General features: G+C 39.2%; 18 protein-coding genes and 1 riboswitch. Of the genes, 15 read left to right on the top strand and 3 right to left on the bottom strand.

The annotated features are described in order from the left end of the window. The first annotated feature begins 42 nt into the window (after positions 1-42). Genes comGA through M3206_RS01320 form a run of 9 tightly spaced genes read left to right on the top strand, consistent with a single transcriptional unit; the run spans position 43 to position 4,748 of the window. Entirely contained in the window at positions 43-1,104 is a 1,062-nt protein-coding gene (comGA, locus tag M3206_RS01280; RefSeq protein WP_251310683.1) for a competence type IV pilus ATPase ComGA, read from the top strand. Next, the gene (gene comGB / locus M3206_RS01285; protein ID WP_251310684.1) at positions 1,097-2,128 is read left to right on the top strand and encodes a competence type IV pilus assembly protein ComGB; all 1,032 of its coding nucleotides are present in this window, start codon (positions 1,097-1,099) and stop codon (positions 2,126-2,128) included. Before comGA ends, comGB begins: the two co-directional genes overlap by 8 nt. A 16-nt stretch (positions 2,129-2,144) precedes the next feature. Continuing rightward, positions 2,145-2,456, top strand: a complete 312-nt coding sequence (comGC, locus tag M3206_RS01290) for a competence type IV pilus major pilin ComGC (RefSeq protein WP_251310685.1) — start codon at positions 2,145-2,147, stop codon at positions 2,454-2,456. Positions 2,457-2,491: 35 nt separating this feature from the next. After that, a complete protein-coding gene (gene comGD / locus M3206_RS01295; RefSeq protein WP_285876650.1) occupies positions 2,492-2,893 on the top strand; it encodes a competence type IV pilus minor pilin ComGD in 402 nt (133 codons plus the stop codon). Further along, positions 2,877-3,194, top strand: coding sequence for a hypothetical protein (locus tag M3206_RS01300; RefSeq protein ID WP_251310687.1), 318 nt, complete (start codon positions 2,877-2,879; stop codon positions 3,192-3,194). Before comGD ends, M3206_RS01300 begins: the two co-directional genes overlap by 17 nt. Continuing rightward, a complete protein-coding gene (locus M3206_RS01305; protein WP_251310688.1) occupies positions 3,127-3,612 on the top strand; it encodes a ComGF family competence protein in 486 nt (161 codons plus the stop codon). The genes M3206_RS01300 and M3206_RS01305 overlap by 68 nt, the downstream gene beginning before the upstream one ends. Further along, positions 3,612-3,992, top strand: coding sequence for a competence type IV pilus minor pilin ComGG (comGG, locus tag M3206_RS01310; protein ID WP_251310689.1), 381 nt, complete (start codon positions 3,612-3,614; stop codon positions 3,990-3,992). The genes M3206_RS01305 and comGG overlap by 1 nt, the downstream gene beginning before the upstream one ends. Before the next feature lie 2 nt (positions 3,993-3,994). Beyond that, complete coding sequence (locus M3206_RS01315) at positions 3,995-4,510, top strand: shikimate kinase (protein WP_251310690.1); 516 nt, start codon at positions 3,995-3,997, stop codon at positions 4,508-4,510. A gap of 49 nt (positions 4,511-4,559) precedes the next feature. Beyond that, positions 4,560-4,748: a YqzE family protein gene (locus tag M3206_RS01320; protein WP_251310691.1), complete on the top strand. Its 189-nt coding sequence runs from the start codon at positions 4,560-4,562 to the stop codon at positions 4,746-4,748. A gap of 112 nt (positions 4,749-4,860) precedes the next feature. Here the strand turns inward: M3206_RS01320 and M3206_RS01325 are convergent, their stop codons facing one another. Beyond that, positions 4,861-5,637 carry a YqhG family protein gene (locus tag M3206_RS01325; protein ID WP_251310692.1) on the bottom strand — a complete coding sequence of 259 codons (777 nt, stop codon included), beginning with the start codon at positions 5,635-5,637 and terminating at the stop codon, positions 4,861-4,863. Further along, positions 5,606-7,303 (bottom strand): DEAD/DEAH box helicase, encoded by a 1,698-nt coding sequence (locus M3206_RS01330; RefSeq protein ID WP_251310693.1) that lies wholly within the window; start codon positions 7,301-7,303, stop codon positions 5,606-5,608. The genes M3206_RS01325 and M3206_RS01330 overlap by 32 nt, the downstream gene beginning before the upstream one ends. Positions 7,304-7,420: 117 nt before the next feature. Next, positions 7,421-7,507, top strand: a riboswitch (glycine riboswitch). 172 nt (positions 7,508-7,679) lie between these two features. On the opposite strand from M3206_RS01330, the gene gcvT reads away from it, so the two are divergent. The 3 genes from gcvT to gcvPB are packed head-to-tail and all read left to right on the top strand — an operon-like array spanning position 7,680 to position 11,606. Next, positions 7,680-8,780 carry a glycine cleavage system aminomethyltransferase GcvT gene (gene gcvT / locus M3206_RS01335; RefSeq protein ID WP_251310694.1) on the top strand — a complete coding sequence of 367 codons (1,101 nt, stop codon included), beginning with the start codon at positions 7,680-7,682 and terminating at the stop codon, positions 8,778-8,780. A 25-nt stretch (positions 8,781-8,805) separates the two neighbouring features. Continuing rightward, positions 8,806-10,170, top strand: coding sequence for an aminomethyl-transferring glycine dehydrogenase subunit GcvPA (gene gcvPA, locus M3206_RS01340; protein ID WP_251310695.1), 1,365 nt, complete (start codon positions 8,806-8,808; stop codon positions 10,168-10,170). Continuing rightward, positions 10,146-11,606: an aminomethyl-transferring glycine dehydrogenase subunit GcvPB gene (gcvPB, locus tag M3206_RS01345; RefSeq protein ID WP_251310696.1), complete on the top strand. Its 1,461-nt coding sequence runs from the start codon at positions 10,146-10,148 to the stop codon at positions 11,604-11,606. The genes gcvPA and gcvPB overlap by 25 nt, the downstream gene beginning before the upstream one ends. 46 nt (positions 11,607-11,652) lie before the next feature. Here gcvPB and M3206_RS01350 read toward each other — a convergent pair whose 3' ends face one another. After that, complete coding sequence (locus tag M3206_RS01350; protein ID WP_251310697.1) at positions 11,653-12,033, bottom strand: rhodanese-like domain-containing protein; 381 nt, start codon at positions 12,031-12,033, stop codon at positions 11,653-11,655. Positions 12,034-12,182: 149 nt separating this feature from the next. Between M3206_RS01350 and M3206_RS01355 the strand changes: the two genes are divergently transcribed. The 3 genes from M3206_RS01355 (at position 12,183) to M3206_RS01365 (ending at position 16,927) form a co-directional block, all read left to right on the top strand. Next, positions 12,183-13,019 carry a lipoate--protein ligase family protein gene (locus M3206_RS01355; protein ID WP_251310698.1) on the top strand — a complete coding sequence of 279 codons (837 nt, stop codon included), beginning with the start codon at positions 12,183-12,185 and terminating at the stop codon, positions 13,017-13,019. Positions 13,020-13,384: 365 nt separating this feature from the next. Beyond that, positions 13,385-15,946: a vitamin B12-dependent ribonucleotide reductase gene (locus M3206_RS01360; protein WP_251310699.1), complete on the top strand. Its 2,562-nt coding sequence runs from the start codon at positions 13,385-13,387 to the stop codon at positions 15,944-15,946. Between the two features lie 279 nt (positions 15,947-16,225). After that, positions 16,226-16,927 carry a response regulator transcription factor gene (locus M3206_RS01365; RefSeq protein ID WP_251310700.1) on the top strand — a complete coding sequence of 234 codons (702 nt, stop codon included), beginning with the start codon at positions 16,226-16,228 and terminating at the stop codon, positions 16,925-16,927. The last annotated feature ends 3 nt before the right edge of the window (positions 16,928-16,930 follow it).

Below are 16,930 nucleotides of genomic sequence, written 5' to 3' on the forward strand. Positions count from 1 at the left end.
AAGTATTATAATAACACTAAACAAAAAGGAGGCCGATAATGCTTGCCAATAAAAATTCTAGGTAGTTCTATTTTGCATGATGCGGTAATACAAAACGCATCAGACATTCATTTCATTCCACATAAAAAAGGAGGAGTCGTACAATTTCGTATTGATGAAAGATTACTCGAATACCGATCACTTAATTTCGAAGAGTACGTACGTGTTATTTCACATTTTAAATATTCAGCCAGAATGGATATCGGTGAACACCGTAAACCACAAAGTGGTGCTATGGATGCATTCATTGATAATAATAACGTACATCTTCGGCTATCTTCTATTCCTTCTGCAATGAATGAATCTCTTGTAATCCGCATACTTCCTCAGCAGGAATCCTTTTCGATCCATGAACTTTCACTCTTCCCACATACTCTTCAGAAACTCATTTTTCTTCTTAAACGTTCAAGCGGTTTACTTTTGTTCACTGGCCCAACTGGTTCAGGAAAAACAACTATGCTCTATTCTTTGCTTCAATATCTCCAAAAGCATTATAAGCGGCAGGTAGTTACTTTAGAAGACCCTGTCGAACGAAAAGTTGATACATTTCTTCAAATGGAAATTAACGAAAAAGCTGGTGTTACCTATGGAGAAGGTTTTAAATCACTTCTGCGTCACGATCCTGATGTCATCATGATAGGGGAAATCCGGGATGAAGCAGCAGCCAGGCTAGTGATCCGTGCATCATTGACAGGCCATTTAGTTCTCTCGACCATGCATGCTTCTGATTGTATAGGCTGTTTAGAACGCCTGAGGGAATTTGGCATCGGCGTGGCAGAATTGAAGCAAACCTTGATGGGTGTCGTGTCACAAAGGCTGATTTCCGTACCGTGCCGTTTTTGCGTCGATACGTGCAGTGACTATTGTTTTAAATCCAGAACTTTTAGAAGAGCTGGGATTTATGAAATTTTAAGTAATCAAGAGCTGGAATCAGCCTTTAAGCATAATAATTCTTTCCCGCCATTCTATAAAAACCTTGCTTATTATTTTAATCACGCATATGCAGCTGGTTTTGTAACGAAAGAGAGTTATGAAAGATGGATGGGATGGAAGGGGAATGTTTAAGAAAAAGTGGAAGAGAGCTTCTCAAGGCATTTTCTTGTATAAATTAGGCCTTTTATTAAGCAAAGGCTATTCAATTAATAAAAGTATAGAGCTTGTAAAATCTCATTTACCTGATAAAGAACAAGATTTAATCGAAGATTTACTGGAAACATTGTCTAATGGTAATTCTGTTCTGGATGTCTTCTCAAGACTCAATCTGCCGGATGAAGTCATAAGTTCGTTGTCCATAAACAGTGTCAACGGTAACTTAACGAATAGTCTACTGGAAAACGGTAATTTCATGAAGAAGAAAACTGAATGGCAGGAACGGTTAAATAAAGCGATTCGATATCCTTTGTTTTTGCTGTTTCTTACCGTCTGGATCGGTATACTCTTTTACTATTTTTTATTTCCTCAATTTTCTCTTCTCTTTTCTTCATTAGAGGTTAAGACACCCGCGTTCACCTCAATAATGCTGTCATTCCTCTCCTTGTTTCCTTACCTTCTTGTTACTGTCTTATTACTATCACTAGTCGGATGGGTTGCTGTTTACTATGCAAGGAGAAACACAAGCTGTTCTTATCGAATGAGAGTATTAACATCTATACCGTTTATGAGGTCATTTCTTTTACTGATGAACTCCCATTATTTCAGTATGAATTTTGGTTCGATGCTAAAAAGCGGCTTGTCGGTAACAGATGCATTAATCATCATGGAAAAACATATGAAAAAAGGTTTTTTTCAAGAAGAGAGTATGAGGCTGCAAAAAGGTTTATTGGATGGAAAAACATTGCCTGAACTTTTACTTGAGACCCCTTTTTATCTACAAGGAATGAGCGATATTATACGTTTCGGACAGGCAAACGGAGAACTAGGTCGTGAACTCGTTCAATACGGGGAATGGATTTTAATCGAATTGGAGGAGAAAATTTTATCGAATCTGCAAAAAATACAGCCCATTCTTTTTTCTGTAATTGGTGGTTTTGTCTTGCTTATGTTCGCTTCTATGCTTTTACCGATGTTTCAACTAATGGAGGCATTATAGGAGGGGGAATCTTTTTATGAGAGATGAAAGTGGTTTTACACTGATTGAAATGATGATCGTCTTACTGATTATTTCTGTTTTGATGCTGATTGCATTGCCTAGTATGACTAAGAATAACACGATTGTAAAATCACTTGGCTGTGAAGCAACAATCGATCTTGTACAAGGGCAAGTAGGCGCGTATGAAGTGGAAAAAAATGAGTTGCCAACAATTGAAAGGTTATATGAAGGTAAATATATTGATACAAAAGAATGTCCAGACAAAACGCCATTACTCATTGATAGTGAAGGTAAAGTGTACGTGAATAAAGAGGATGAACCATCCTGAAGAAAGAAAAACAGTCCGCTTATTTATTGATTGAAATGATGATCATTCTTTTGATCGTCGGAATAATAGGTTCTGTTGCTTTTCCGAAATTCCAATCTTTCATAAAAAACCGAAAGACAGAGTATTTTTTAAATACTCTTGAAAAGGAACTTATGATGACTCAGCAGAAAGCGATAAATGAAACCAGTGTGTACCGACTGACCTTTAATAACGAGAAAGAAATATACCAGATTGGAACGTATGGTTCAAATAAGGTTTTAAAACGGGAAATCCCTAAACATATTACCGTTGAAGGACAAGCTCTTGAAATGGCGATTCAATTTAATCAGAACGGAAACATCAGTCGCGCTGGAACCATTTATATTCATTCTGACGATGATGTGTATAAAATGGTGTTTCAGATAGGTAAAGGTAAATTTTATGTTACGAAACAATAAAGGATACTTGCTTCTTGAATCCATGCTAGGTCTATTGCTATTTTCGGCTATCGCTTCCATTTGTCTACCCTATGTTTATCAATTGAATCAAGAGCAAAAGACGACAAGACAACTTTTATATGCCATCGAAGAAGTGGATCGTCTCTCATTATTGAAATTTCAAGATGCTAAGGAGTGGATACAAAATAGAACAACCTACTCATTAACAACGATAAAGGGAGTTACAGATGAATATGAGATCTGTATTACTTTTAAAGGGGCTAACCGAAAAGAGTATAAGGCGTGTTCAAGCTATTATTAAGTATGCTGATTCTCAGAAAGGCTATAGCTTAATGGAAGCGTTCATTGCACTGACAGTACTTCTTATGCTTTCTTCACTTATTCCACTATTGTTTGTCCCTATTCAAAAAAAGCCTTCCGTTCCACAGATGGAAGAAACCTCATTATTTTTCTCCATGCTAGGTAAAGAAATCAGAGAAGGAAAGTTTTTTGACGTTAATAACCACTCGTTGTTTATCACCCTTTCTAACGGTGATGTTGCGGAGTTCTCCAAATACCATTCATTGGTCCGTAAGCAAGTTAATGGGCTAGGACATGAAGTGTGGGTGCAGAATATTAGGCAGATGATTCTAAAAAAGCATTCGAACGAATTGTTAACCGTAAAGCTCATAGATACACAAGGAAATGAATATGAGCGATATTTTTGGAGGATCGAGTAATGAATAATGAAAAGGGGATCATTTATCCACTGGCTATAACAGTGTGTTTAATCATCCTTATCTTTTTGGGATACTTAACTGGGAAGATTTCAACAGAAAGACAATTTGTTTATATGCAGGAAGAACAATACAAACAAACTAGGCTTCTTAAGCAAGGAGTAGAGCGTGCGATCAATGATATAAAGGATGCTTCTGTGTTGTATCCACTAGAGAAGAATATCGTTTTGAATGAAGGAAGCGTTCATTTGTTGATTGAAAAAACGACAGATGAAGAGAGATTAATTGTGATTGAGGCATTAACTGATAAGAGCCATACAAAAAGTGTGAAAGTATATTATAATGTAACCCAGAACAGCGTTACAAAATGGGTGGAGGGTTAAAGGTGAACACCATATACTTAGTAGGCTTCATGGGATGCGGCAAAACATCAGTTGGAAAACATCTTTCTAAACAGCTGGAAGTTCCGCCATATGATGTGGATGCTGCCATTGAGAAGCAAAGAGGGCAATCGATAAAAGAAATTTTTCATAATGAAGGAGAAGAGGCTTTTCGAAACTATGAATCTCTAGCTATTCGTCAGCTTCCTATCGAACATGCAGTGGTCATGACAGGTGGAGGGGCAGTTGTCCGGGAAGAAAACCTTACTTATATGAAAAGTAAGGGGACTGTTGTCTATCTAAAAACAAGCTTTCCTGTATTGTGGAGCCGTTTGATGAAAGAAGAGGAACGAAAGAAACGACCACTATTGCTGACAAATTCAAAAGAAGATATCTTTCAGCTTTATAACGAGCGGAGAAAGCATTATGAAAAGTGTGACATTACGATATTAACGGATAATTTGACGGCACAAGAGGTATCTGAGCAAATAATTGATGAGTTGAGACGGTTTAATTCCTGAGCAAATAGACAAGACTAGAAGACGAATGTGAATTAAAGGAGTTTTGTTTATGGCCTCCGGAAATGATGTCGTAAAATATCTCACTCAAAAAATAGTGAAATATCTTGATGAACCTAAATCGGTCCGAAAAGAAAGAAGACAAACAAGGAAAAGCGAAAAAGAACCGTTGCTAACCTATCTTTTTGGAGCTTTACCGATGAGTTTAGGTCTTATGTTCAAGAAGAAAAGAAAGCGATAAGCTATTGGCTGGAAAAAGGAAAAAGCCGGGTGCCTAACCCGGCTTTTTGTTTTGGTCAAGTTGAACTTTTTCATATTAAACCACTTTTCATGGCAATGAAGCATGTGTACATTTATGAAAGATAAAAGAGCCCTCCGTTTATGATTTCTACCAGAATCTTAGGTTCATATTGAGTTCGAAGTGCTTCTTTTTCTACATGATAGGATTCAGGTTTTGTTAAAAGATCTTCATAGAAGCTTTCTAAAAGATCTTGATCTTCTTTCCACCGTTTCATTGCATCCTCTGCCCAAGTATGATCATCATGGTCGATCACTTCCTGTATTTTAGATTCAAGCCTTTTTATTGCGCTCTCTAACTTAATAAAAGGACTGAGCGTATAGCAAAAATCAGGTATTCTTTTCGTTAATAAAAGCTTCTGAAGCCGGCTATGAAATTGATCTTCTATCGTACCGTTGATTAACTGAATGCCATACGATAGCAATTGATCTTTCTTTTGATCGCTTTGATAGGTAACTTTTACGTTTAAACATAGCCAAGGTTGAAGAGGTACTTGTGAACCTTGCTGCGGTACAGATTCGTATAACCGGATGAAAGAAGCGAGTTTTTTAGTAGATGCAAAAATCTGATGAAGGCGGGGAGAGCCGAAATGGATAAACTCTCCTTTGCCATCTGGTGCCTGCTGCTGTCCTGTTACGAGTGTTAATGTCATAGGATTAGGTGTTCCACCGGTTTTTTCAAGGTAATGCCAATAGAATGGGCGATTCATTAGTAATTTATCTAGCTCAGTCGTTAGTTGAACTTTCATATAACTGAAGTTTTTCTCTAGAATGCGGCATTCGTTCGCATCAAAATACCTTTCAAGAAATCGATGAATCTCGTGCTGCTGCATGCTCTTCCCATCCTTTCTGTTTGATTCCTCCATCTAAATTAATTAACGAAGCAAGATTATCCATCTTTATCCTAATTTCGCCTTCACTGTCTGAAGTGTTCAAGATATCCGTAATATGTCGCTCGATATTCTTGATTTCAAATTTCGTTAAGATCTCATCAAGTTCCCCAATGACACTCTCAAACAAGTTAATCTTGTTATAAAGCAAGTTTAGGATATGTTCTTCGATGGTGTTCTGAGTAGCAAAGTTATAGATATGAACATCTCCATGCTGTCCGATTCTATGGATCCGTCCGATGCGCTGTTCGATCCTCATCGGGTTCCACGGCAAGTCATAGTTGATAATGTGCTGACAGAATTGAAGGTTTATTCCTTCGCCTCCTGCTTCTGTCGCGATTAAAACTTGAGCGCGAGTCTTAAACAGATGAGTCATCCAGTCTTTCTTGCTCCGTTTAAATCCACCTCTAAAAGGTACAGAGGTGATGCCGTGTTGTTGAAGGAACCATTGTAAATATAATTGTGTGGCTCGATATTCCGTAAAAATAATAACCTTTGAATTAATAGACTGAATCAGCTCTAGTGCTTTTAATGCTTTAGAGTTTTGATCTACCAATTCAATCTTCTTCATTAACTCCACGATGCGGTTTTCCATCATGGTTGAGGGTATCTCTTTTTGAAGCATGTTTTTAAGTGTTAAAAAAACCGCTTCTCTTGAACTGCAGGCTTCACGCTGTAAGGTCACGACAGAGAACTTACTTCTGTCAAAATAAGGTTCCCGTTTAAGTTTGGATATTTCATCATATAGATCCCGCTCTGTTTTTGATAATGTAATAGGGATGGTCTTTACTAATCGTTTGGGCCATTTTAAGCCCGTTTCTTCTCTTCTGTTTCGTACCATTACTTTATTGACAAGCTGTTTTAGTTTTTCTTCGTTTTTCAATGAATACTTGTCTTCTTTAAAGTCTTTATCAAAATTTTCTCTGTTGCCAAGGTGACCCGGCTTCAATAAAGAAACGAGATTAAAGATTTCCTCCACTCTATTCTGTACAGGAGTAGCCGTTAACAATAAACAAAACTTCTTTTTTAGAAGCTGCACAAACTCATAGTTTTTCGTTTTCTTATTCTTTAATTTATGGGCTTCGTCGATAATGATAAGATCGTATTCCTGGTTCAAAACGATATCGCGGTGTGGTGCCCGTTTAGCCGTATCGATAGAAGAAACAACCACATCACATGCTTCCCAAACGTAAGACTTCTTTTGTGCAACCGCAGGGATAAAGAATTTTTGATTAAGCTCGTTCGTCCATTGGATAACTAAAGAAGCTGGAACGAGGATCAAAATTTTCTTAGCGAGGCGTCGTATCATGTATTCTTTTAAAATTAATCCAGCTTCAATCGTTTTTCCTAAACCGACTTCATCTGCTAGGATTGCTTTACCGTTCATTTGTTCAATAACGGTTTTTGCAACGTCCAGCTGATGAGGCAGAAATGTCATCTGTGGGAGATGAGCTGGAGCTTGAAGCCCCAAAAACTCAGGTATGGCAAGGTGATGCTCGGCTTCAAGTGCTAAGTTATATAACTCCCAGTTGGCCCAAGGTCCATCTTCTTCCACACGCTTTAAAAAATCATCATGCCATTCTCGCTGAAACTGAACGTCGATTTTCATACCGGATTTCCTTTCTATAAAAAAGTTCATTGCCATTCCATTTATAAAAATGATAGGATAATAATGTAGTAAACATAGTAATAGTATGTGCGACCTTGGACAATAACATACTCGCGAATGAAAGTAAGAGGAGAGACTGCGTGATGCAGCGCCGAAGGAGCAAACAATCGTGAAACTCTCAGGCAAAAAGACTCTTGCTCGACGCATCTCTGGAGAGAGCTTTTATATAGATGAAAGCCACCAACGAAGAAACTCATACGTTTATGAGAAACTTACCGGTTGCAGGACAGAGGATTCCTATTTAAAGGGGTCTCTCTGTCCTTTTTTTGTCCTGAATTGATTGAAAATTTTAAAGTATGAAAAAGGAGGAATTCACATGGCTACACTGTTGCGCACACCGTTATTTAACACGTATAAAGAACACGGTGGAAAAGTTATTGATTTCGGTGGCTGGGAATTGCCAGTTCAGTTTTCAAGTATCAAAGAAGAACATGAGGCTGTACGTACGAAAGCAGGTTTGTTTGATGTCTCCCACATGGGTGAGTTCGAGGTAAAAGGACCAAACGCACTATCCTTCTTGCAATATACAATGACGAATGATGTTTCTAAACTTCAAAACGGACAAGCTCAATATACTGCGATGTGCTACGAAAACGGCGGAACTGTAGATGATCTTTTGATTTATAAGCGTGATGACAATGACTATCTATTAGTTGTGAATGCCTCAAATATAGAAAAAGACTTCGATTGGCTGAGCAGCCACAAAACAGAAGGTGTAGAGCTAGTCAACGTATCAGACGTATATGCTCAGCTTGCCATTCAAGGACCAAAGGCTGAAGCGATCCTTCAAAAGCTAACAGATACTGACCTTTCTGAAATCGGTTTCTTCCGTTTTAAAGAGAACGTATGGCTAGCTGGAATTTCTTCTTTAGTCTCTCGAACAGGCTACACCGGTGAAGATGGATTTGAGATCTACTTCCATGCAGCTGATGCTGAAAAACTATGGAACTCTATTCTAGAAGCGGGAAGCGAAGATGGATTACGGCCTGCTGGACTTGGAGCTCGTGATACGCTTCGTTTTGAAGCAAAACTTGCACTTTACGGGCAAGAGCTGACAAAGGATATTACACCGATTGAAGCTGGTATCGGTTTTGCTGTGAAGACGGACAAAGAAGCTGACTTTATCGGTAAAGACGTGCTCGCGGATCAGAAGAAAAACGGAGCCCCTCGTAAGCTTGTGGGTATTGAGATGATTGATAAAGGTATTCCTCGCTCTCATTATGAAGTGTTTAAAGGGGATAAGAAGATCGGAGAAGTAACAACTGGTACACAATCTCCTACACTTAAGAAGAACCTGGGACTTGTCCTTATTGATAAGGAATATAGCGATCTAGGAACAGAAGTTGAAGTGCAGATCAGACAAAAACGCTTAAAAGCGAAAGTGGTAGCATCACCATTTTATAAGCGTGGAAAATAAACCGTTCTAATAAGGAGGAGAAATCATGACGTTCCGTTACTTGCCAATGACAGATCAAGATAAAAAGGAAATGCTTGAAACGATTGGAATTGAAACGACAGAAGAACTTTTTAAAGATATCCCTGAAGAGGTGCGTTTTAAAGGACGCCTTGACATTGAAGAAGCATTACCTGAACCACAGCTTGTAAAAGAAATGGGCAGACTTGCAGCCATGAATAAGAACACTAAGGATTACGCTTCCTTCTTAGGTGCAGGTGTCTACGATCATTACACACCATCCATCGTTAACCATATGCTTTTACGTTCAGAGTTCTATACGGCGTACACGCCATATCAGCCGGAGATCTCTCAAGGTGAACTGCAGGCTATCTTTGAGTTCCAGACAATGATCTGTGAATTAACAGGAATGGATGTAGCCAACTCATCTATGTATGATGGCGGTACTTCACTAGCGGAAGCGGGATTATTATCTGCTGCACAAACACGTAGAAAGAAGATCGTTGTTTCAAAATCCGTACATCCTGAATCTCGAGATGTTTTGAAGACATACGCAAAAGGGCAGCATCTTGAAGTAGTAGAAGTAGATGTTGAAAACGGCCTGACTTCATTAAACGGTTTGCGTTCTGCAGTGGATGAGGAAACAGCTTGTGTGATCGTACAATATCCTAACTTCTTTGGTCAGATCGAACCGTTAAAAGAGATTGAAGAAATCGTTCATGAAAATAAAGGAATGTTCGTGGTCTCATCAAATCCACTAGCATTAGGAGCATTAACACCTCCTGGTAAATTTAATGCAGACATCGTTGTTGGAGATGCTCAGCCATTTGGTATTGCTCAAGGCTTCGGTGGACCTCACTGTGGATATTTTGCGGTAACAAAAAAGTTGATGCGTAAGGTGCCAGGCCGATTAGTGGGTCAAACAGTAGATGAAGACGGCAAACGTGGATTTGTATTGACTCTTCAAGCAAGAGAGCAGCACATCCGACGTGATAAGGCGACGAGTAACATCTGTTCGAACCAAGCGCTAAATGCACTTGCAGCTTCCATTGCTATGACTGCTCTAGGGAAAAAGGGTGTAAAAGAAGTAGCGCTCCAAAATATACAAAAAGCTCACTATGCAAAGAAAGTTCTTGAAGATAAAGGGTTGAAGGCAGCCTTTACAGGACCATTCTTCAATGAATTTGTTATTGAACTTAAATGTTCTGCGAAGGAAGTAAACCAAAAGTTATTAGAATCCGGTATTATCGGAGGATACGATCTTGGTCTTTCTTATCCAGAATTAAAAAATCATATGCTTATTGCTGTAACTGAGATGAGAACGAAAGAAGAAATCGATCAGCTTGCAAATGTATTGGAGGGGTTGTCATGCGTACAGAACATCAGTCACTAATATTCGAATTATCAAAACCGGGCCGTGTAGGCTATAGTATACCTGAACTTGATGTACCAGAAGTGAACGTAGAATCAGTGATTCCTTCCGATTATTTGCGTTCAGAAGAACCAGAACTCCCTGAAGTTTCTGAACTTCAGATCGTCCGCCACTATACGGCATTATCAAATCGTAACCATGGCGTAGACTCTGGTTTTTATCCTTTAGGATCTTGTACGATGAAATACAACCCGAAAATTAACGAGGATGTTGCTCGTTTCCCTGGATTTTCTCATATCCATCCACTTCAAGAAGAGGAGACTGTACAAGGTGCAATGGAAATGATGTACCGATTACAAACTTCTCTAGCTGAAATTACAGGAATGGATGAAGTTACATTGCAACCAGCGGCTGGAGCTCATGGTGAGTGGACAGGTTTGATGATGATCCGTGCGTATCACGAAGCAAACGGAGATTTTAACCGAACAAAGGTAATTGTACCGGATTCTGCTCATGGAACGAACCCTGCTTCTGCAACAGTTGCTGGATTTGATTCCATCACAGTAAAATCAGACGAGCGTGGTCTTGTTGATCTCGAAGACTTGAAACGTGTTGTCGATCAGGATGTTGCAGCCTTGATGTTAACGAATCCAAATACTCTTGGTCTATTTGAAGAGCATATTTTAGAAATGGCAAAAATCGTACACGAAGCTGGCGGAAAACTCTATTACGACGGTGCAAACGCAAATGCTATCTTAGGTTTTGCAAGACCTGGAGATATGGGCTTTGACGTAGTCCATCTTAATCTGCATAAAACGTTTACTGGACCACATGGAGGCGGTGGCCCTGGTTCTGGCCCAGTAGGTGTAAAAGCAGATCTTATCCCGTTCTTACCGAAGCCTGTTCTGGTAAAAGAAGATAAGTATAAGTTTGAATACAACAGACCGCAATCTATCGGACGAGTGAAACCGTTCTATGGAAACTTCGGTATCAATGTTCGTGCATTCACGTACATCATGACGATGGGTCCTGATGGCCTGCGTCAAGTTTCTGAGAATGCCGTTCTGAACGCAAACTACATGATGCGCAGACTAGAGCCTCATTTCGATCTTCCTTTTACACAGCACTGTAAGCATGAGTTCGTATTGTCTGGACGCCGTCAGAAGAAACTTGGGGTAAGAACACTTGATATTGCTAAGCGCTTACTAGACTTTGGCTATCATCCGCCAACAATCTATTTCCCTCTCAGTGTGGAAGAGGCGATTATGATCGAGCCAACAGAAACGGAATCTAAAGAGACGCTTGATGAATTCATTGAAAAGATGATTCAAATTGCAAAAGAAGCTGAAGAAACTCCAGAAATGGTTCAAGAGGCACCTCATACTACGGTTGTAAAACGACTGGATGAAGCAACTGCCGCAAGAAAACCAATCTTAAAGTATACGAAACAAGCTTAAATAACCAAATGAAAAAGCAGCCTCTAGCGGGCTGCTTTGTTTTGTTCTATGCGTTTGATTTTACACGGCCAGTCCATTTGCGGAATCCGCCTTGGAGGTGATTCAGATTCGTATATTTCTTCTTCTTTAAGAAATTCGCTGCACGGGCACTTCTAAAACCGCTCTCGCAGTATAGATAAATTGGCTGGTCGTTTCTAATTTCCTTTAATCGCTGTCTCATCTGAGATAACGGGATATTTCTAGCTCCAAGAATATGACCTTTTTTATATTCTTCAGGTTCCCGCACATCGATTAACTGCGCTTTTCGATAACCTGCTTTAAACTCTTCTTCATTAAGAGTTTTTAAGAATCTCTTTTGATAAATCCCCATCGTAACAACATAAGCTATTATTGCTACAACAATACCGATTAAAACAATCCATCCCATAATGCTAGCACTCCTTTAAACAATCTACCCCAATTATAGCGGTGCTTGACCTGATAGGCAAAGAAAATAATAGGAATCAGTCGATTGTTTTTGACACAACCGCCGAATTTGGTACACTAGTTACGATAGAATTGCAGGGAGACGAAAACATGGAAAAAGAAAATTGGTATTTCATTGATTCAGGGGAATGTGAACCAGCCATCAATATGGCCATGGACGAAGCTTTATTGACATGGCATAGTGAAGGGAAGATCCCGCCTGTCATTCGTTTTTACGGCTGGGATCCAGCAACATTGTCCATAGGATATTTTCAAAAAGTAGAAAAAGAGATTAATCTCGAAGCTGTAAAAGAATATAAACTAGGCTTTGTAAGACGGCCAACAGGCGGTAGAGGGGTTCTTCATGATCAAGAACTTACATATAGTGTGATCGTTTCAGAAGATCATAAAGATATGCCTCAGTCTGTTACAGAGGCTTACAGAGTGATCTCTGAGGGGATTAAGGAAGGGTTTCAAGGATTAGGATTGGATGCATACTTTGCTGTTCCAAAGACAGACGAAGAACGCGAAGGGTTAAAAAACCCTCGTTCAGCCGTTTGCTTTGATGCACCATCATGGTATGAGTTGGTTGTTGAAGGAAGAAAAGTGGCCGGCAGCGCTCAAACCAGGCAGAAAGGTGTTATCTTGCAGCATGGTTCCATATTGTTAGATCTGGACGAAGATAAGCTCTTTAGTTTATTTAAGTATTCAAGTGATCGTCTGCGTGAACGAATGCAGGAAGCCTTTAAGAAAAAGGCGGTGGCGATCAACGAGCTGCTAGATTCACCTGTTACGATTGATGATGCAAAAACGGCGTTTAAAAAAGGGTTTGAAGATGGTTTAAATATTAATCTTATTCCTTATACATTAACCGATGAACAATGGGCCGAAGTAGAACGTATTGCAGATACCAGATATCGAAATGACGAATGGACGTTTAGAAGGTAAAAACAGAAAATCGAAGCCTCAAATGAGGTCTCGATTTTTCTTTTTGGAAGAAAAATAAATTGAAAAAAAGGAAGTCAAGATATTAATTTTTTTTGGAAAAAAGAAGGATTTTGGTAAACTCTATGTCTCATATAGGGTTATAAAATTTCCAAGCAATTCAAATCGAGTATGAAGCCAAATAATAAATAAAATCATGGTAATTATTCTTTTCTCTTTCATATTCGACTAATTGCTCTTGATTTCAAGTTTGACAATATTTTTTCTTTGACATGAGGTTTACGTATATATAGTATAGGGGTAGAAGAACTACATACAAGATATAGACATTCCTTGTAAAAGAGAGAATTTGTAATAGGAGGAGAATTATGGACACGGTTGCCACTGTTAAAAAGGGTATCGACTATGAAGCACTTAATCGCGATATAGCACAATTTCCACAAGTACATCCCGTATCATCCACAATGAAGACAACACATAAAGGTGTTTCAAGACTGGTGATGCTCGATCGATATAGTTTTAAAGACACAGAAAAGAAAACACTCAAACCGGGTGATTTTGTGGTTTTGACGGTAAAAGAAGACCCGAAATTCCCGGCAAGAGGGCTTGGATACATTCAATCAGTAAACTGGGATGATAAAAATGCAGTGGTTTTAGTCGAAGATGAATTCAAAGCCGTGCTTGAAAACCCTGAAGAGGCAGAAACAGGACTTATTACGCGTTCACTTGATGTGATGGACAAGCCTCTCGAAGTATTTTACGAGCAGATCGCACTTCGGAATGCCACAGGTCTAGCATCCGTTGAAACGACTGAAGAAAAGCGCCAGGAGTCATTCGAGAAGTTTTATAAAGAACTGTCCGAAATGAACTTTGTACCGGCTGGACGAGTCCTTTACGGTGCTGGAGCAGAAACGGATGTAACGTATTTTAACTGTTACGTGATGCCTTATGTAAAAGACTCCCGTGAAGGGATTTCAGATCATCGTAAACAAGTTATGGAAATCATGAGCCGTGGCGGCGGTGTTGGAACGAACGGTTCAACACTTAGACCAAAAAATGCTCTAGCACGGGGCGTAAACGGAAAATCATCAGGATCTGTATCCTGGCTGGATGATATAGCGAAACTTACACATCTTGTTGAGCAGGGCGGGTCACGCAGAGGTGCCCAAATGATCATGCTCGCGGACTGGCATCCAGACATTATTGACTTCATTATTTCTAAAATGCAAAATCCGCGTATTTTGCGTTATTTAATTGAAAATACAAACGACGAGAAAATTAAACAAGTTGCACAAGATAAGCTAAAATTCACGCCGTTAACACCAGCTCAAAAAGCCATGTATGAAGGAATTCTACGATATAAAGATATTCCTGGAACGGGTGGGTTTGACTCAGATGTATTGCGTGATGCCGAAACGATGCTTCGCGATGGCGGTACTTATAGTGTTCACAATCCAGAATTCCTGACAGGGGCAAATATTTCCGTTACGATTACGAAAGAATTCATGGAAGCAGTTGAGAACGATGGAGAATATACATTGCGTTTTCCAAGTGTAGAAAGCTACTCTTCTGAAGAAATGGAAGCATATAATAACGAGTGGCATAAAGTTGGAGATGTTCGTGAATGGGAGGAAAAAGGTTACGGAATTCGCGTTTATAAACGTATAAAAGCCCGTGAGCTTTGGAACCTGATCAACATTTGCGCAACATACTCTGCTGAACCCGGCATCTTCTTTATCGATAATGCCAATGACATGACGAACGCTACAGCTTATGGACAAAAAGTAGTCGCTACTAATCCTTGTGGAGAGCAACCACTCGCACCTTATTCTGTTTGTAATTTAGCTGCTGTAAACCTTGGGAATATGGCAGATAAAGAAAATAAGAAGGTTGATTTTGAGAAGTTGAAACGTACGGTAGAGGTCGGAGTACGTATGCAAGACAACGTAATTGACGCCACACCATATTTCTTAGAACCAAACCGTGTTCAGGCATTAGGTGAGCGCCGTGTTGGTCTGGGAGTAATGGGGCTTCACGATTTGCTCATCTACTGTGAGACTGTATACGGTTCTGAAGAGGGCAATAAGCTGGTTGATCAAATTTTTGAAACGATTGCGGTTACAGCCTATAAAACGTCTATCGAACTTGCGAAAGAAAAGGGAAGCTTCCCGTTCTTAGATGGTGAGACAGAAGAGACTACTCAAGAACTTCGAAATCGTTTTATTGAAACAGGTTATATGAAAAAACTACCTGAAGAAGTACGTACAGATATTTTACAATTCGGAATTCGTAATTCACATTTGTTGACAGTGGCTCCTACAGGAAGCACAGGAACTATGGTTGGAGTTTCAACTGGACTTGAACCTTACTTCTCATTCTCGTACTTCCGCAGCGGTCGTCTTGGGAAGTTTATCGAAGTAAAAGCTGATATTGTAAAAGAATATCTGGATAATCATCCGGAAGCGAATGAAAATGAACTGCCTGAATGGTTTGTTGCAGCAATGGATCTTACTCCAGAAGCACATGCGGATACACAATGTGTGATTCAGCGCTGGGTAGATAGTTCAATCTCTAAAACAGTAAATGCACCAAAAGGATATACGGTTGATCAAGTTCAAAAAGTCTATGAGCGCTTATATAAAGGCGGAGCAAAAGGCGGAACCGTTTATGTTGACGGAAGCCGTGATGCACAAGTTCTGACTCTTAAAGCTGAAGAGACTTTCGAACAAACTGAGATCGATCTTGGAATGGAAGAAGAAAAGAAGAAAGTCGTCATCCTGGATACGATTACGGACCTTCGTTCAACTGATGTTACAATCGGAAACGAAGTAGGTAACACCTGTCCGGTATGCCGAAAAGGAAAAGTAAAAGAAATCGGCGGCTGCAATACTTGCACAAACTGTAACGCTCAATTAAAGTGCGGCCTATAAGCAAAAAAAGGGAACTAGTTGTTGTCTTGAAGTAAAGTTGCGAGGTTTGTAAAAAAGTCGCAAAGAAATGCCTCTTTGGATATTATTGTCTAAAGAGGTGTTTTTTTATGTCTAAAAGACCAAGAACATCTTAAATTGACAAAAAGGTTGTTAAAAATAAAGGAGAGATGATAAAGAAGCTTTTCGTGATTACCATTATTGAGGTAGTGAATAGTAGCAGAATAAAATTAATTATACTAAAGTATTAGATTGAAATAGGAAAGAAGAGGAGGCATATTTATGGAAAAAATTATGATTGTAGAAGATAATGACGACCTTCGTTCTCTATTAACAGAACATCTAAAGAAATTTGGATATAAAACCGTATCGTTGGAGAAGTTTGATGCGATTTTAGATATGTTTTTAGCAAAAGAACCTGATTTAGTCTTATTAGATATTAACCTGCCTTCTTTTGACGGTTTTTATTGGTGCAGGCAGATTCGCAAGCATTCTACCTGTCCGATCATTTTTATATCTGCACGGGAAGGCACGATGGATCAAATTATGGCATTAGAAAATGGTGGAGATGATTATATCACTAAACCATTTTCATATGAAATGGTAATTGCTAAGGTTAAGAGTCATCTGCGCAGAGCTTATGGGGAATATGCTCGGTCTCAAAGTGAACGAGTGGTAGATTTTCATGGGTTAACCTATTTACCAGAAAGAATGGAACTTAGATTTCGTTCACATTCCATCGAGGTTTCAAAAAAAGAAGCGATGCTTTTAGAGGTATTATTAGACCGCGGAGACAAAGTTACGAGTAGAGACCGTCTTATAGAAAAAATGTGGGATACTGATATGTTTGTCGATGAAAATACGTTAAATGTATATATTACACGAGTTAGAAAACGGCTTTGTGAACTTGGAATTCAAGATGCGATTGAAACTGTTCGTGGTGCAGGGTATAGAATGAAGAATACGTGGGAGGGTACTGAATGAGAT

Origin of the sequence: Fictibacillus phosphorivorans, from assembly GCF_023715845.1 — a bacterium.
GTDB lineage: Bacteria > Bacillota > Bacilli > Bacillales > Fictibacillaceae > Fictibacillus > Fictibacillus phosphorivorans_D.

Bases quoted from the DNA above. Each gene is read 5' to 3' on its own strand.
- gcvT (WP_251310694.1), top strand. From the start codon at position 7,680: ATGGCTACACTGTTGCGCACACCGTTATTTAACACGTATAAAGAACAC.
- M3206_RS01365 (WP_251310700.1), top strand. From the start codon at position 16,226: ATGGAAAAAATTATGATTGTAGAAGATAATGACGACCTTCGTTCTCTA.
- M3206_RS01330 (WP_251310693.1), bottom strand. From the start codon at position 7,303: ATGAAAATCGACGTTCAGTTTCAGCGAGAATGGCATGATGATTTTTTA.
- comGC (WP_251310685.1), top strand. From the start codon at position 2,145: ATGAGAGATGAAAGTGGTTTTACACTGATTGAAATGATGATCGTCTTA.
- M3206_RS01360 (WP_251310699.1), top strand. From the start codon at position 13,385: ATGGACACGGTTGCCACTGTTAAAAAGGGTATCGACTATGAAGCACTT.
- gcvPB (WP_251310696.1), top strand. From the start codon at position 10,146: ATGCGTACAGAACATCAGTCACTAATATTCGAATTATCAAAACCGGGC.
- M3206_RS01325 (WP_251310692.1), bottom strand. From the start codon at position 5,637: ATGCAGCAGCACGAGATTCATCGATTTCTTGAAAGGTATTTTGATGCG.
- comGD (WP_285876650.1), top strand. From the start codon at position 2,492: ATGATGATCATTCTTTTGATCGTCGGAATAATAGGTTCTGTTGCTTTT.
- M3206_RS01305 (WP_251310688.1), top strand. From the start codon at position 3,127: ATGAGATCTGTATTACTTTTAAAGGGGCTAACCGAAAAGAGTATAAGG.
- comGB (WP_251310684.1), top strand. From the start codon at position 1,097: ATGTTTAAGAAAAAGTGGAAGAGAGCTTCTCAAGGCATTTTCTTGTAT.
- M3206_RS01320 (WP_251310691.1), top strand. From the start codon at position 4,560: ATGGCCTCCGGAAATGATGTCGTAAAATATCTCACTCAAAAAATAGTG.
- M3206_RS01300 (WP_251310687.1), top strand. From the start codon at position 2,877: ATGTTACGAAACAATAAAGGATACTTGCTTCTTGAATCCATGCTAGGT.
- M3206_RS01350 (WP_251310697.1), bottom strand. From the start codon at position 12,033: ATGGGATGGATTGTTTTAATCGGTATTGTTGTAGCAATAATAGCTTAT.
- comGG (WP_251310689.1), top strand. From the start codon at position 3,612: ATGAATAATGAAAAGGGGATCATTTATCCACTGGCTATAACAGTGTGT.
- gcvPA (WP_251310695.1), top strand. From the start codon at position 8,806: ATGACGTTCCGTTACTTGCCAATGACAGATCAAGATAAAAAGGAAATG.
- M3206_RS01355 (WP_251310698.1), top strand. From the start codon at position 12,183: ATGGAAAAAGAAAATTGGTATTTCATTGATTCAGGGGAATGTGAACCA.